11 protein-coding genes are annotated in these 13933 nt (G+C 61.0%); 8 read left to right on the top strand and 3 right to left on the bottom strand.

From position 1 onward, the window contains the following. Window position 1: 1 nt before the first annotated feature. Together ABDK06_RS10130 and ABDK06_RS10125 are read right to left on the bottom strand one after the other, a co-directional pair. Window positions 2–2554, bottom strand: coding sequence for a DEAD/DEAH box helicase (locus ABDK06_RS10130; RefSeq protein WP_394940907.1), 2553 nt, complete (start codon window positions 2552–2554; stop codon window positions 2–4). A gap of 166 nt (window positions 2555–2720) precedes the next feature. Further along, window positions 2721–3035, bottom strand: coding sequence for an ArsR/SmtB family transcription factor (locus ABDK06_RS10125; protein ID WP_394940906.1), 315 nt, complete (start codon window positions 3033–3035; stop codon window positions 2721–2723). Window positions 3036–3304: 269 nt separating this feature from the next. On the opposite strand from ABDK06_RS10125, the gene ABDK06_RS10120 reads away from it, so the two are divergent. Beyond that, the gene (locus tag ABDK06_RS10120) at window positions 3305–4084 is read left to right on the top strand and encodes a trans-aconitate 2-methyltransferase (RefSeq protein WP_394940905.1); all 780 of its coding nucleotides are present in this window, start codon (window positions 3305–3307) and stop codon (window positions 4082–4084) included. 17 nt (window positions 4085–4101) lie between these two features. Here the strand turns inward: ABDK06_RS10120 and ABDK06_RS10115 are convergent, their stop codons facing one another. Further along, window positions 4102–4791: an MBL fold metallo-hydrolase gene (locus ABDK06_RS10115; protein WP_394940904.1), complete on the bottom strand. Its 690-nt coding sequence runs from the start codon at window positions 4789–4791 to the stop codon at window positions 4102–4104. 80 nt (window positions 4792–4871) lie between these two features. Here ABDK06_RS10115 and ABDK06_RS10110 point away from each other — a divergent pair, with 80 nt between their 5' ends. The 7 genes from ABDK06_RS10110 (at window position 4872) to ABDK06_RS10080 (ending at window position 13858) form a co-directional block, all read left to right on the top strand. Then, window positions 4872–5333: a MarR family winged helix-turn-helix transcriptional regulator gene (locus tag ABDK06_RS10110; RefSeq protein WP_394940903.1), complete on the top strand. Its 462-nt coding sequence runs from the start codon at window positions 4872–4874 to the stop codon at window positions 5331–5333. 79 nt (window positions 5334–5412) lie between these two features. Then, the gene (locus tag ABDK06_RS10105) at window positions 5413–7155 is read left to right on the top strand and encodes an ABC transporter ATP-binding protein (RefSeq protein ID WP_394940902.1); all 1743 of its coding nucleotides are present in this window, start codon (window positions 5413–5415) and stop codon (window positions 7153–7155) included. After that, on the top strand, window positions 7152–9074 hold the full coding sequence (locus ABDK06_RS10100) for an ABC transporter ATP-binding protein (protein WP_394940901.1): 1923 nt from the start codon (window positions 7152–7154) through the stop codon (window positions 9072–9074). The genes ABDK06_RS10105 and ABDK06_RS10100 overlap by 4 nt, the downstream gene beginning before the upstream one ends. Further along, on the top strand, window positions 9071–9454 hold the full coding sequence (locus tag ABDK06_RS10095) for a GntR family transcriptional regulator (protein WP_394940900.1): 384 nt from the start codon (window positions 9071–9073) through the stop codon (window positions 9452–9454). The genes ABDK06_RS10100 and ABDK06_RS10095 overlap by 4 nt, the downstream gene beginning before the upstream one ends. 37 nt (window positions 9455–9491) lie before the next feature. Next, window positions 9492–12401, top strand: coding sequence for an excinuclease ABC subunit UvrA (uvrA, locus tag ABDK06_RS10090; protein ID WP_394940899.1), 2910 nt, complete (start codon window positions 9492–9494; stop codon window positions 12399–12401). A gap of 76 nt (window positions 12402–12477) precedes the next feature. Continuing rightward, window positions 12478–13200 carry an HAD hydrolase-like protein gene (locus ABDK06_RS10085; protein WP_394940898.1) on the top strand — a complete coding sequence of 241 codons (723 nt, stop codon included), beginning with the start codon at window positions 12478–12480 and terminating at the stop codon, window positions 13198–13200. Continuing rightward, window positions 13187–13858: a lysophospholipid acyltransferase family protein gene (locus ABDK06_RS10080; protein WP_394940897.1), complete on the top strand. Its 672-nt coding sequence runs from the start codon at window positions 13187–13189 to the stop codon at window positions 13856–13858. Before ABDK06_RS10085 ends, ABDK06_RS10080 begins: the two co-directional genes overlap by 14 nt. The last annotated feature ends 75 nt before the right edge of the window (window positions 13859–13933 follow it).

Genomic DNA, 13933 nt, shown 5'->3' with positions numbered 1-13933 from the left:
CTTAGCTTCTGCTGAAACTCAGCAGCTTCACGACGGCGTAACCCTCTTGGTCGGAGGCGTCCAGATCGACGGTCGCGGCGATCGACCAGTCGTGATTCCCCGCTGGATCGTCGATGATCTGACGGACGCTCCAGGATCGGGTCCCCCCATCACTGATCACGAACAAAGCGGGCCCGCGGGCCGCCGAGTCAGCTTGCAGTTCGTCATGCTCGTCCCAGTAGTCCTGAAGGGCATCTGCCCAGCGATCTGCATCCCAGCCGGCGTCCGCATCCAGTTCGCCGAGGCTCCGGTAGTCGTCGCGGGAGGCCAGTTCCACTCGGCGGAACAACTCATTGCGCACCATCACCCGGAAAGCCCGTTCGTTCTTGGTCAGAGCGGGCGGCGCGGCAGTCAGTGAGTCACCTGGGTTGCTTCCGGACTCGATCTCCACCAGATCGCCCGCAGCCAGGGCTTCCCACTCGTCGATCAGGCTGGAATCGACTTGGCGCACCGTTTCGCCGAGCCAGGCGATCAGATCCGAGAGGTCTTCGGTCAGTGCGTTACTGGGCACCGTCTGACGCAGCGCCCGGTAGGCGTCGGCGAGGTAGCGCAGCACAATGCCTTCGCTGCGGGCGAGTGAATAGAAGCGCACGAACTCTCCGAAGTTCATCGCCCGTTCGATCATGTCCCGGACAATCGATTTCGGGGCCACTTCGAAATCGCCGAGCCAGGGCGAGGCTTTGCGGTAGGTCTCGAAGGCCTGATGCAGCAGGTCCCCGAGCGGCTGGGGGTAGCTGAGTTCATCCAGCACAGCCATCCGGGCGTCGTAGTCCAGTCCCTCTGCTTTCATCGCGGCAACCGCCTCGCCACGTGCGTATTTGAGCTGTGCTGAGAGGATCTGCCGGGGGTTCTCCAGGGTGGATTCGATCACCGAGACGACGTCATAGGCATAGCCGGGGGATTCTGGGTCTAGCAGTTCGAGCGAGGCCAGAGCGAAAGGGGAGAGTGGCTGGTTGAGCGCGAAGTTCATTTGCAGGTGCACGGTGAGTCGCACGGTCCGTCCATCGGGGCCTTGCTCCTGCACCGGAATGCGCTCCAGCACCCCCGCGGTCAGCAACTCACGCAGGATCCCCAGGGCCTTGCGTAATAGCGCCAATTGTCGGGCTCGCGGCTCGCGGTTCTCGGTGAGCAGCTTCCGGGCGGCCGCGAAAGGGTCTCCCGGGCGTTCCAGGAGATTGAGCAGCATGGCGTGGGTGATGGTGAAACTGGAAGTCAGCGGTTCGGGTTCGGCTTCTACCAGCCGTTTGAAGGTCGGTTCACCCCAGCTGACAAAGCCTTCAGGCGGTTTCTTCCGCACCACTTGCCGCAGTTTGCGCTGGTCATCACCGAATTTCGCTTGGGCCTTGGCCATCGCCCGGACGTTCTCCACCACGTGCTCGGGAGCCTGCACCACCACGGTGCCCGCGGTGTCGAAGCCGGCGCGTCCGGCTCGCCCGGCGATCTGATGGAATTCGCGAGCTTGCAGCACTCGGGTGCGGACGCCGTCGTACTTGCTGAGGGCGGTAAACAGTACGGTGCGGATCGGCACATTGATTCCGACGCCCAGGGTGTCGGTGCCGCAGATGACCTTAAGCAGCCCGGCCTGAGCGAGCTGCTCCACGAGCCGCCGGTACTTGGGCAGCATCCCCGCGTGATGCACCCCGATGCCGTGCCGGACCAGCCGGTTGAGCGTCTTGCCGAAGCCAGCGGAGAAGCGGAATTGGGCGATCAGATCGCTGATCCGCTGTTTTTCCTCTTTAGAGCACATATTGAGGCTCATCAGGGTCTGCGCCCTTTCGATTGCCTCGGCCTGGCTGAAATGCACCACGTAGATGGGAGCCTGGTGAGTGCTCAGCATCTCTTCGAGGGTTTCGTGGATAGGGGTCTCCACATAATAGAAATGCAGCGGGATTGGCCGCTGTGCTGAGGAAACCGTGGTGGTGATCCGCCCGGTACGCGCTGTGAGTTCGGTTTCGAAGCTGCTCACATCACCCAGGGTCGCGCTCATCAGCAAGAACTGTGCCTGCGGCAGCTCCAACAGCGGCACCTGCCAGGCCCAGCCGCGCTGCGGATCGGCGTAGTAGTGGAATTCGTCCATCACCACGGTGCTGAGCTTTGCCTGAGCGCCTTCCCGGAGCGCGATATTAGCCAGGATCTCGGCGGTACAGCAGATGATCGGCGCGTCCTGATTGACCGAGGAGTCCCCGGTCACCATGCCGACGTTCTGCGCGCCGAAGATCTCGATCAGGGCGAAGAATTTCTCCGAGACCAAGGCCTTGATCGGGGCGGTGTAGTAGCTGCGCTCGCCCGCTGCCATCGCGGCGAAGTGAGCGGCGACGGCGACCAGGGACTTTCCCGATCCGGTTGGGGTGGCGAGAATGACGTTATTACCGCTGGCGAGCTCCATCACTGCCTCATCCTGGGCGTCATAGAGTTCGATGCCCTGCTCCACGGCCCAGTCGGTGAAGCCTTGGTAAATCGCGTCTGCTGCGTCAGTGCCGTGGCTGGCGAGGGGCAAGCTATCCAGGAGGTTCATCCCTTCCAGCCTAGTCGCAAGAAGTCTTTAGCTTTGGCTGAATGACTCGGATACTAGAACCCGGTGAACCGGGTTTTAAGTGGGCTATACATACTATGGCCCAACGAACCTGCTGATTCAGTGGGCCATAGCGCACAAGTCACTGATGAATGACCTTCAGTTTCGACTAGGGAGTTTTGTCGATTCTTCTGACTCGAGTGAGTCGCTTATCCCAGTTTCTGGCATGTTGTTCCAAGATTGTCGCCAGGAAGCTCAGTTCCGAGCCCAGGGCCGAGTAGACCACCTCACGGCCATATTTTTTGCCGCTCACCAGTCCCACCTCATGCAGTATCTTCAGATGCTTGACAATCGCCTGGCGGCTCACCGGCAGCCGCTGAGCCAAAGCGGAAGCGGAGAGCGTCTGGCTGCCCAGCAAGCGGAGGATCTCCCACCGGGTTTGATCGCCTAAGGCGGCACAACGACGGACTAATTCAACTGACATTCAAGGAACTTCCTGGAAAACAGTACTGAGCGCTGAGGGGCTGGGCAGGCGGTTCGCTCTGCTGCGGAGGATGGCTCTTTCCCCGCCTGTGCTGGGCCGTGGTAGCCCGGTGATCACGGGTCGATCGAGCATTATCCCTCCTGGGCCGAACAGTGTTAATTACCTGCAATTAAATGGTTGCAGATAAGTAATTTTGCGACAAATAAGTCGTTGCGTGAAGCAGCGGAGCGGTAATCTCAAGGCGATAAACAACTGACTATGGAGGATGCATGTCATTCACTTGGGATCCGACGAAATACGTGCAATTCGGAGACTTTCGGGACCGTCCGTTCTTCGATATGACCGCAAGGGTGCTCACTTCGAACCCTGCGGAAGTCGTGGATCTGGGGTGCGGGCCGGGAAACCTCACCGAGACCTTGGCCGTGCGCTGGCCCGGGGCGCAGGTGCGCGGTCTGGATTCTTCGGCGGAGATGGTTGCGGCGGCCAACGAAAAGACCCAGCAGGCCAATCTCTCCTTCGAGCTCGGTGATATTGCTTCATGGATGCCCAGTGAGACCGTCGACGTGGTGGTGACGAACGCTGCTTTGCAGTGGGTTCCAGGGCATCGGGAGCTGCTCGCCAACTGGCTCCAGGCACTCAAGCCCGGGGCTTGGTTCGCCATGCAGGTGCCGGGGAACTTCGGCGCCGATTCACATCGCTTGATGCGAGAACTCGCCGAATCACCGGCCTGGCGAGAGAAGCTGGGCGGAGTGCTGCGGCACACCGATGTGGTGGGCGAGCCCCAGGACTACCTGGACATCTTCAGCAAGGCGGGAATGCGCGCTGATGGCTGGGAGACCACTTATCAGCAGATACTGCAGGGGGAGTCCCCGGTGCTCAACTGGGTGCGTGGCACCGCTCTGCGCCCGGTAGCGAATGTGTTGAGCGAGCAGGATATCGAAAAGTTCGAGAGCGAATACGCTCCTCAGCTGGAACTCGCTTACCCCAAGCGGGACTACGGCACCGTCTTCCCGTTCCGGCGGATCTTCGTCGTCGGCCAGAAGCTCTAACGAGATTTTCAGCGGCTCTACCAGCCCCGCGCCTGCCACTCCGGCAGGCGCGGGCGTTCTGCGCCCAGTGTGGTCTCCTCGCCATGACCGGGATGCACGATGGTGTCATCGGGCAGTACCGCGAAGATTCGCTCTTTGACGTCGGTGAAGAGTTGCTGGAAGCGGGCAGCATCCTGTTGGGTGTTGCCGACCCCTCCGGGAAAGAGCGAGTCTCCGGTGAAGAGGTGCGCGGCGCCCAGGGGGCTGCGGTACAGCAGTGCGATGGAACCCGGAGTATGCCCGCGCAGATGGATTACCTCAAGAGAGAAATCGCCGAACTCCGGGTGATCTCCGTGGTCCAGGGGAGTGCTGGTGGGCACCTCGATGGCCAGTGCATCCAGTCTGCCGGCCAAGGTCGCAATTTCCCTGGCCCCCACCCGTTCTGTGGCCCCCGTCCACTGAGCGTCTACCAGTGGGGCCAAGGCGCGCACATGGTCCCAGTGTGAATGAGTGGTGATCACCGCCAGTAGTTCGGGCCGCACGCCAGCTGCTACGTCGTGCTGGCCGGAGCCAATCAGTTCGACGATGGCCGGTAGGTCATCTGCCGCATCGATCAACACCTGGCTGCCACTGCTGCGAGAGGTCAGTAGATAGACATTGTTCTGCATTTCGCTCACCGAGATGCGCCTGACGGATAGGGCCTCGAGCTGCCAGATCTTCTGCTGCATTCTTCCAGCATAGAACTGCACGTGGAAACGACCCAGGGTATATAGTTGAATGCGTCAAGCAATTATTTAGTGGAGGCAGCATGTCCGTCCAGGATCAGACCCTCGTCGACCTGGTCAGCGAAGTATTCCGGTTGTTCCGAGCCCTCAAAAGCGCTTCCCACGAGCCTCTCCCGGAAGGGGTGGGGGTGGCGCATATCGGCATCGTCAGCTTGCTCGCCCAGGTGGGAGAGTGCCGGGCTACTGCACTGGCGGAAGTGATGGGCATTGGCCCCAGCGCGCTGAGCCGGCAATTGGCAGAACTCGACGAGCAAGGGTACGTTGCTCGTCGCCCCGACCCGGAAGACGGTCGAGCGACTCTGATCGCTGTGTCGTCGCAGGGAACCGAGCTGCTGAGCCGGGTGATGTCGAGCCGGGCAGCCAGGCTTCGTTCTCAGCTGAAAGGCTGGGATGAGATCGATGCCAAACAGGCACTCATTGCGGTATCCCGACTCACCGATGCGCTGCTGGGTTCGCCGAGAGGCGAATCGGTTAACCCCGGCTGACAGCGCGAGCCGGTGGGTGTAATTTTGGTCACTGACTGATATTCAAGGTTGAATCCACACCGGACTGCAGGAGGAACTGTTGTTATTCCGGCTTATTCTCAGAAATCTCTCCCCGCACAAAGGTGTCTTGCTCTGCATAGTGCTCTTGCAGCTGCTCTCCACCGTGGCCACTTTGTACCTTCCCACCCTCAATGCGGACATCATTGACGACGGCGTGGTCAAAGGCGACACCTCGGTGATCTACGCGCTGGGCGGATGGATGCTGCTGATCGCCCTGGGTCAGGTGATTTGCTCCATCACCGCCACTTATCTGAGCGCCAAACTCGCCATGACCGTGGGGCGGCAGATCCGCGATGCGCTCTTCATCCGGGTGGAATCCTTTTCCGCCCGCGAAGTGGGAACTTTCGGCGCGCCCTCCTTGATCACCCGGACCACCAACGATGTGCAGCAGATCCAGATGCTCACCTTGATGTCTTTCACCATGATGGTGATGGCACCGATCATGTGCGTGGGCGGCATTGTGCTCGCTCTGCAGCAGGACGTTCCGCTCTCCGGCCTACTGCTGGTGATCCTGCCAGTACTGGTGATCGTGATCGGCTTGATCGTGCGGAAGCTGGTGCCCTTATTCCGTCGCGCCCAAAAGCAACTCGATGCGATCAACGGAGTGCTGCGTGAGCAAATCATGGGCGTCAGCGTGATTCGCGCCTTCGATCGGCGAGACTATGAAGCAAAGAGGTTCGACGTCGCAAACCGCGATCTCACCGGCACTCAGCTCGGTGCCGGACGCCTGCTCTCCCTGATGTTTCCGGTGATTATGGCGACCGTGAGCGTCGCCACTGTTGGTGTGCTCTGGTTCGGCGGTATGCGGATCGATTCAGGGGGTATGCAGATTGGCGCGCTGACCGCATTCCTCAGTTACATCATGCAGATTCTGATGGCGGTGATGTTCGCGCTCTTCATGTTCATGATGATTCCCCGGGCCGCGGTGAGCGCCGAGCGGATCCAGACGGTGCTGGACACCGAGTCCTCGGTCGTGGACGCGCCTTCAGCGATCTCGCGCGCTGATCTGGGGGGTGAGATCGAATTCAAAGAGGTGCAGTTCAGTTATCCAGGAGCCGAGGAACCTGTGGTCTCAGGGTTGAACTTCAAGGCTCAGCCGGGGACCACGACGGCGATCATCGGATCCACCGGAAGCGGCAAGACCACCTTGCTGAACTTGATTCCTCGATTGCTGGACCGCACCGGTGGCAGCATTCAGGTGGGCGGTGTGGAAAGCCATCAATTGAGCCTTCAGACATTGCGTGGTTCGATCGGACTGGTACCGCAGAAGGCCTATTTATTCTCCGGCACCATTGCCAGTAACCTGCGCTTCGGCAAACCCGATGCCAGTGAGCAGGAGATCTGGACGGCGCTGCAGATCGCTCAAGCCGCTGATTTCGTCCGGGAGCTGCCAGCGGGCCTGAACGCTCCGGTCGAACAGGGCGGCGGTAATTTCTCGGGTGGTCAGCGGCAGAGGCTATGTATCGCGCGAGCGATCATCGCCCAACCCAGGATCTACCTTTTCGATGACAGCTTCTCGGCCCTGGACTTCGCCACCGACGCTAGGTTGCGTGCCGCGCTCGCTCCCGTGACCAAAGAATCCACCGTACTGGTCGTGGCGCAGCGGGCTAACACCATTCTGCACGCCGACAACATCCTGGTGCTGGATCAAGGGCGGTTGGTCGGGCAAGGCACTCACGAGGAACTGATGCGCAGCTGCGCGACCTATCAGGAGATCGTCAATTCGCAGCTCACCAGCGAGGATCAGGAGCACGTGGCATGAGCATGATGGGGCGCGGCGGTCCGCCGCAAAAAGCCATGACCTTCGGACCGAGCCTGAAGCGGATCCTGGGCTTGATGAAACCGGATCGGCCCAGGATGATCTGGGTGATCGTTCTGGCCGCCGTCTCAGTGAGCCTCTCGGTGGCAGCACCCAAAGTGCTCGGGCACGCCACCGATCTGATCTTCCAGGGAGTGATCGGCAAAATGCTGCCGGCCGGGGTGAGCCAGGCGCAGGCTGTCGCCGGCTTGCGGGCTCAAGGGCAGAACCAGCTGGCGGATATGCTCAGTGCGATGAACGTGACGCCGGGACAAGGCGTGGACTTCGCCGCGCTGGGCGGCGTCATGTTGCTCGTGCTCTTTCTCTACGCGGTGTCCTTCTTCTTCAACTGGAGTCAGGGCTACATCACCACGGGCATCGTGCAGCGCTCGATGTACCGGTTGCGGAGAGACATCGAAGCGAAACTCGACCGGCTGCCGATGAGCCACTTCCAGGAGACCTCGCGCGGGGATGTACTCAGCCGGGTGACCAATGACATCGACAACTTCTCGCAGACTCTCAACCAGACCCTGACCCAGCTGCTCACCTCGGTGCTCACCGTGATCGGGGTGATCGCGATGATGTTCTCCATCTCGTGGTCGCTCGGACTGATTGCGCTCTGCGCTATTCCACTGATCGCCGGGATCACCGTGCTGGTGGCCAAGCGCTCGCGGGTGCAGTTCATGGCGCAGTGGAAGACCACCGGCGAGCTCAACGGACATATCGAGGAGATGTTCACCGGGCATGAGATCGTCAAGGCTTTCGGCCAGCAGCAAGCGGCGATCGATAAGTTCAAGGCGGCCAATGAGGGGCTCTATCGCTCCAGTTCGAAGGCTCAGTTCATCTCCGGCATCATCATGCCCTCGACGAACTTCGTCTCCAATCTGAGCTATGTGGTGATTGCGGTGGTCGGCGCGTTGCAGATCACCGCGGGGCAGATCACCGTCGGTGGCGTGCAGGCCTTCATCCAGTACTCCCGCCAGTTCAGCCAGCCCATCGCGCAGATCGGCGGCATGATCAACCTGCTGCAATCCGGGGTGGCCTCCGCAGAGCGGGTTTTCGAGCTGCTGGACGAGAAGGAGCAGAGCCCAGATCATTCGCCAGCTCAGACCCTGGAAAAGGTCGAGGGCCGGGTGGTCTTCGATTCGGTGGATTTCAGGTACAAGGCGGATGAGCCATTGATCGAAGATCTGTCGCTGATCGCCGAACCCGGCCAGACCGTGGCCATCGTCGGACCAACCGGTGCAGGCAAGACGACCCTGGTCAATCTGCTGATGCGGTTCTACGACATTGATTCGGGCACCATCAGCATCGACGGGGTGGATACCGCCAAGATGACCCGCGACGATGTGCGCAGCAGATTCGGCATGGTGCTGCAGGACGCCTGGCTCTTCTCCGGCACGATCCGGGAGAATCTGGCTTATGGCCGCTTGGACGCCAGCGATGAGGAGATCCATCAGGCTGCGGTCGCGACGCACGTCGATCACTTCGTCCGGGCGCTGCCGGAGGGTTATGACACCGTGCTCTCCGATGACGGCGATACGCTCAGTCAAGGGCAGCGCCAATTGATGACCATTGCGCGGGCCTGGCTGGCGAACCCCTCGATCCTGATCCTGGATGAGGCCACTAGCTCGGTGGACACCCGCACCGAGGTACTGATCAGACGGGCGATGAACAGGCTGCGGGAGGACCGCACCAGTTTCGTGATCGCGCACCGGCTCTCCACGATCAGGGATGCCGATCTCATTCTGGTGATGGACCACGGCAAGATCATCGAGCAGGGCCGTCATGAAGAACTAATCGCTGCCAAGGGCTTCTACGAGAAACTCTATATGTCGCAATTCGGTGACCCGCTGATCGACGAAGCCGCGGTGGCCCGATGAGCTCAGCGGCCGATGGAGAGCTAGGGGACTGGCGGCCCAGGGAGGGATCAACGGTGCCGCCCTTCGAGCAATTGCGGCAGCATATCGCCGATCTGGCAGCCCGCGGAATACTCCCCGTGGGATTCAGGTTACCCACGGTGCGTGGCTTGGCGGCCAGCAGCGGACTGGCGACCAACACCGTGGCCCGGGCCTTTCGAGAGCTCGAGCAAGCCGGAATAGTGCATACCCAGGGCCGTCATGGCACGGTGATCGCCTCCGCAGGAGATACCCAGCGGGCGGAGGTCGCCGCGGCCGCCCAGGTCTTTGCCGGGGTGGTGCGAGAACAGGGTCTGAGCGCTAAAGAGGCTCTGGCCATGGCGGCTGAGGCGCTCAAGTCATAGCTTTTCATTCGAAGACATTTTCGATTAGGATGTGCGTGTGCCCAAAGCAGAAGAAACCGAACTGATGCCCTCCTCCCTGGAAGAACTGGCTCCGGTGAAGAAACCCGATATGTCCCGGCTGGTGGTCAAAGGCGCTCGGGAACACAATCTGCGCAATGTCGATCTGGACCTGCCCCGTGATTCGATGATCGTCTTCACCGGTCTCTCCGGTTCAGGAAAATCCTCGCTGGCCTTCGACACCATCTTCGCCGAAGGGCAACGGCGCTATGTCGAATCTCTCTCCGCCTATGCCCGGCAATTCCTGGGCCAAGTCGACAAGCCCGATGTGGACTTCATTGAAGGCCTTTCGCCCGCGGTCTCCATCGATCAGAAGTCCACCTCGAAGAACCCTCGGTCCACGGTGGGCACCATCACCGAGATCTACGATTACATGAGGCTGCTCTGGGCCCGTATCGGCAGGCCGCACTGCCCGATCTGCGGCGAGCCGGTGACCCGGCAGACTCCGCAGCAGATCGTCGATCAGCTGCTGGAGATGCCGGAGGGCACCCGCTTCCAGGTGCTCGCCCCGGTGGTCCGAGCACGCAAAGGCGAGTTCGTCGACCTGTTCAAGGAGCTCACGGCCAAGGGCTACTCCAGGGCCAAGGTGGACGGCGAGCAGGTGCAGCTTGCTGAGCCGCCTCAGCTGAAAAAGCAGTATAAGCACACCATCGAGGTGGTGATTGATCGACTCGTGGTGCGCTCGGGCATTCAGCAGCGGTTGACGGATTCCGTGGAGACCGCGCTACTGCTCGCGGAAGGGCGAGTACTGGCAGAACTTGTGGACGCCGAGGACGGCGATCCAGCCCGGATCAGGGCATTTTCAGAGAACCTGGCCTGCCCCAATGAGCACCCGCTGGCCATCGATGAGATCGAACCCCGTTCTTTCTCCTTCAACAACCCCTTCGGAGCCTGCCCTGCGTGCACCGGCATCGGCACCAAACTCGAAGTCGATGAAGAACTCGTGGTGCCGAATCCCGAGCTCTCGCTCTCCGAGGGTGCCATCGCGCCCTGGTCTCTGGGAACCGCCACCACCGAATACTGGAACCGCTTACTGGAAGGTCTGGGCAAGGAACTCGGTTTCACCATGACCACGCCGTGGCAAGGGCTCTCCGATCTGGCCCAGCAGTCGATTCTCTACGGCAAGGACCATAAGGTCACGGTGCAGTACCGCAATCGTTTCGGGCGCGAACGCAAGTACAGCACTGGTTTCGAAGGTGTGGTGCAGTACATTCACCGCAAGCACTTGGAGACCGAATCGGAGTATGCCCGAGACCGCTACGAGGAATACATGCGGCAGATCCCCTGCCCGGAATGCGGCGGCGCGAGGTTGAACCCGGCGTCCCTCTCGGTACTGATCAACGGCAAGTCGATCGCGGCTGTCGCGGCGATGCCGATGCGGGAGTGCTATGAGTACCTCTCCTCGCTCGAACTGACCAGCAGGGAGGCGCAGATCGCGGCTCAGGTGCTGAAGGAGATCCAGGCCCGGTTAAAGTTCTTGCTCGATGTGGGCTTGGAGTACCTGAATCTGGAACGGGCTTCCGCCACGCTCTCCGGTGGAGAAGCCCAGCGCATCCGGCTGGCCACTCAGATCGGCTCCGGCCTGGTCGGGGTGCTCTATGTGCTGGACGAACCCTCCATCGGCCTGCACCAGCGGGATAACCGACGCTTGATTCAGACTCTGACCCGCCTGCGGGACCTCGGAAACACCCTGATCGTGGTGGAGCACGATGAAGACACCATCCAGGAAGCCGATTGGATCGTCGACATCGGCCCCGGAGCGGGCGAGCACGGCGGCGAGGTGGTGCACTCGGGGCTCTTGGAGGATCTTCTGAGCAACACCCGTTCCCTGACCGGAGACTACCTTTCCGGCCGAAAGAAGATCGAGGTACCCGCGAAGCGCCGCACATTCGATAAGAAGCGGGTGCTCAAGGTGGTGCAAGCCCGAGAGAACAACCTGCGGAATATCGACGCCGTCTTCCCACTGGGGCTCTTCACCGCGGTTACCGGCGTCTCCGGTTCGGGTAAATCGACCTTGGTCAATGAGATTCTCTACAAGGTGCTGGCCAATAAGCTCAACGGTGCCAAACAGGTGGCCGGTCGTCACTTGAGGGTAGAGGGCCTTGAGCACCTCGACAAGGTGGTCCACGTCGATCAGAGCCCGATCGGCCGGACACCGCGCTCGAATCCCGCGACCTACACCGGGGTTTTCGACAATATCCGCAAACTTTTCGCGGAGACCACCGAGGCGAAAGTCCGTGGTTACCAGCCCGGGCGCTTCTCCTTTAACGTCAAAGGCGGGCGCTGCGAAGCCTGTTCCGGTGATGGCACGCTGAAGATCGAGATGAACTTCCTGCCCGACGTCTACGTGCCCTGCGAAGTGTGTCATGGGGCACGCTACAACCGGGAGACACTGGAAGTGCACTACAAGGGCAAGACGATCGCCGATGTGCTGAACATGCCGATTGAAGAGGGTGCGGAGTTCTTTGCCGCCTTCACTCCGATTGCGCGTCACTTGCGCACCCTGGTCGACGTCGGGCTCGGCTATGTCCGGCTGGGACAGCCGGCCACCACGCTCTCCGGTGGGGAAGCGCAACGCGTCAAGCTGGCCTCGGAACTGCAGAAGCGTTCCAATGGCCGCAGCATCTATGTGCTCGATGAGCCCACTACGGGCCTGCACTTCGAGGACATCAGAAAGCTGCTGCTGGTCTTGCAAGGACTGGTTGAGAAAGGCAACACCGTGATCACCATCGAGCACAACCTCGATGTGATCAAGAGCGCCGATTGGCTGATTGACTTGGGACCCGACGGCGGTTCAGGCGGCGGCCAGGTGATCGCCACCGGTACCCCGGAGCAAGTGGCCAGATCAAAAGAGAGCTATACGGCAACCTTTTTGCGCGAAGTTCTCTGAATAAACCCTTGACATGTATTCCAGATGCGGAATGCATGTCAAGGGTAGATCGCAGTCGTGAGAAACTAGGTCGGTGATGATGAGAGTTTCGCCCGGCACTTCCGGTGATCGCCCCGCCGTATTGTTCGATCTGGACGGTACCGTGGTCGATCCGGCGGGCGGCATCACTCAGGGCATCGCATATGCATTGCGGAGTATGGACCTGGCTGTTCCTGCCGACTCCGTGCTCGATGCCATGGTAGGCCCGAAGCTCGCGGAGTCGCTGCTGCGCCTGCCCGGATTCCCCGCTGAACTATTGCCCGCGGTGATCGAGAGATACCGCCAGTGGTATATCAGTCAGGGGATTGCGATGGGCCGGCCGTACCCCGGCATCCCGGAGCTGCTGCGCACCCTGAACGGTTGGGGAGTGCCCCTCGCCCTAGCCACTCAGAAGCCTCTTTCGCTCGCCAAGGTGCTGCTGAGCACTCACGGCCTCTCCGAGTGTTTTCAGGTAGTCTCCGGTTCGGCCGAGGACGAGAGCGCTCAGACCGACGACACCGCTCCGCCCAAACAGCTGATCATCGCCACCGCGCTGCAGGGACTAGGCTACCCGGAACGGGCCGTGATGGTGGGTGATCGCTCTCATGATGTGCTGGGTGCGCGGGCGAATCAGCTCGACTGCATCGGCGTGCTCTGGGGTTTCTCCGCCCCGGGTGAACTGGCCGACGCCGGAGCCCTGCACACAGTGGGAAGCGCCGCGGAATTGGAGACCTTCCTGGTTGAATACTTTGCCCTGGAGGTCGTCCATGGCGCTCTATGACGCCGCCCGGGGAACTGCCCGTGGAGTGATAGCGATGGCCTGCCGTCCTACCATCACGGGCCTGGAAAACGTCCCGAAGGACGGCCCGTTCATCGTGGCACCGAATCACTTGTCGTTCCTGGACAGTGTTTTGGTGCAGACCCTGATGCCCCGCAAAGTGGCTTTTTTCGCCAAAGCTGAGTACTTCACGACCAAGGGCATCAAAGGCAAATTCATGAAGTCCTTCTTCGAAGCGGTGGGCTCGATTCCGGTAGAGCGTGGCGAGCAGGCAGCCAGCGTGGCGGCGCTCAAATCGTTGCTGGATATTCTCGCGGCGGGCGATGGAGTGGGCATCTACCCCGAAGGGACTCGTTCTCGGGACGGCAAACTCTACCGCGGACGCACCGGCGTCGGCTGGTTGGCGCTCACCACCGGCGCTCCGGTGCTCCCGGTGGGGCTGATCGGTACCGAGAAGCTACAGCCGGCCGGCAGCAATATGATTCGCCCGCAGCATTTCTCCATGCTGATCGGCAAGCCCCTGCAATTCGAGAAAACCGGTACTGATCACTCACTGCCGGCTCGGCGGGCCGCCACTGATGCGATTATGGATGCGATTGCCGAGCTGACCGGGCAAGAGCGTGCGGATGGCTATAACAAGAGCAAATCAGCCGAAGGCTGATTCACGATTCGGCTGGTTGAGTTCTACCCACAGGCCATTGTCTGGCCGGTTCGCCCGAGACCGCTGGAGTTCAGC

Source organism: Psychromicrobium ferritrahens, from assembly GCF_043789415.1.
In the GTDB taxonomy this organism is placed as follows: Bacteria; Actinomycetota; Actinomycetes; order Actinomycetales; family Micrococcaceae; genus Renibacterium.
Note: the sequence above shows the minus strand (reverse complement) of the source record. Positions and strands in the feature narration are given on the sequence as shown.

Coding starts and splice junctions, on each gene's coding strand:
- ABDK06_RS10130 (WP_394940907.1), bottom strand. CDS start 2,554: ATGAACCTCCTGGATAGCTTGCCCCTCGCCAGCCACGGCACTGACGCA.
- ABDK06_RS10110 (WP_394940903.1), top strand. CDS start 4,872: ATGTCCGTCCAGGATCAGACCCTCGTCGACCTGGTCAGCGAAGTATTC.
- ABDK06_RS10120 (WP_394940905.1), top strand. CDS start 3,305: ATGTCATTCACTTGGGATCCGACGAAATACGTGCAATTCGGAGACTTT.
- ABDK06_RS10115 (WP_394940904.1), bottom strand. CDS start 4,791: ATGCAGCAGAAGATCTGGCAGCTCGAGGCCCTATCCGTCAGGCGCATC.
- ABDK06_RS10100 (WP_394940901.1), top strand. CDS start 7,152: ATGAGCATGATGGGGCGCGGCGGTCCGCCGCAAAAAGCCATGACCTTC.
- ABDK06_RS10125 (WP_394940906.1), bottom strand. CDS start 3,035: ATGTCAGTTGAATTAGTCCGTCGTTGTGCCGCCTTAGGCGATCAAACC.
- ABDK06_RS10080 (WP_394940897.1), top strand. CDS start 13,187: ATGGCGCTCTATGACGCCGCCCGGGGAACTGCCCGTGGAGTGATAGCG.
- ABDK06_RS10095 (WP_394940900.1), top strand. CDS start 9,071: ATGAGCTCAGCGGCCGATGGAGAGCTAGGGGACTGGCGGCCCAGGGAG.
- ABDK06_RS10085 (WP_394940898.1), top strand. CDS start 12,478: ATGATGAGAGTTTCGCCCGGCACTTCCGGTGATCGCCCCGCCGTATTG.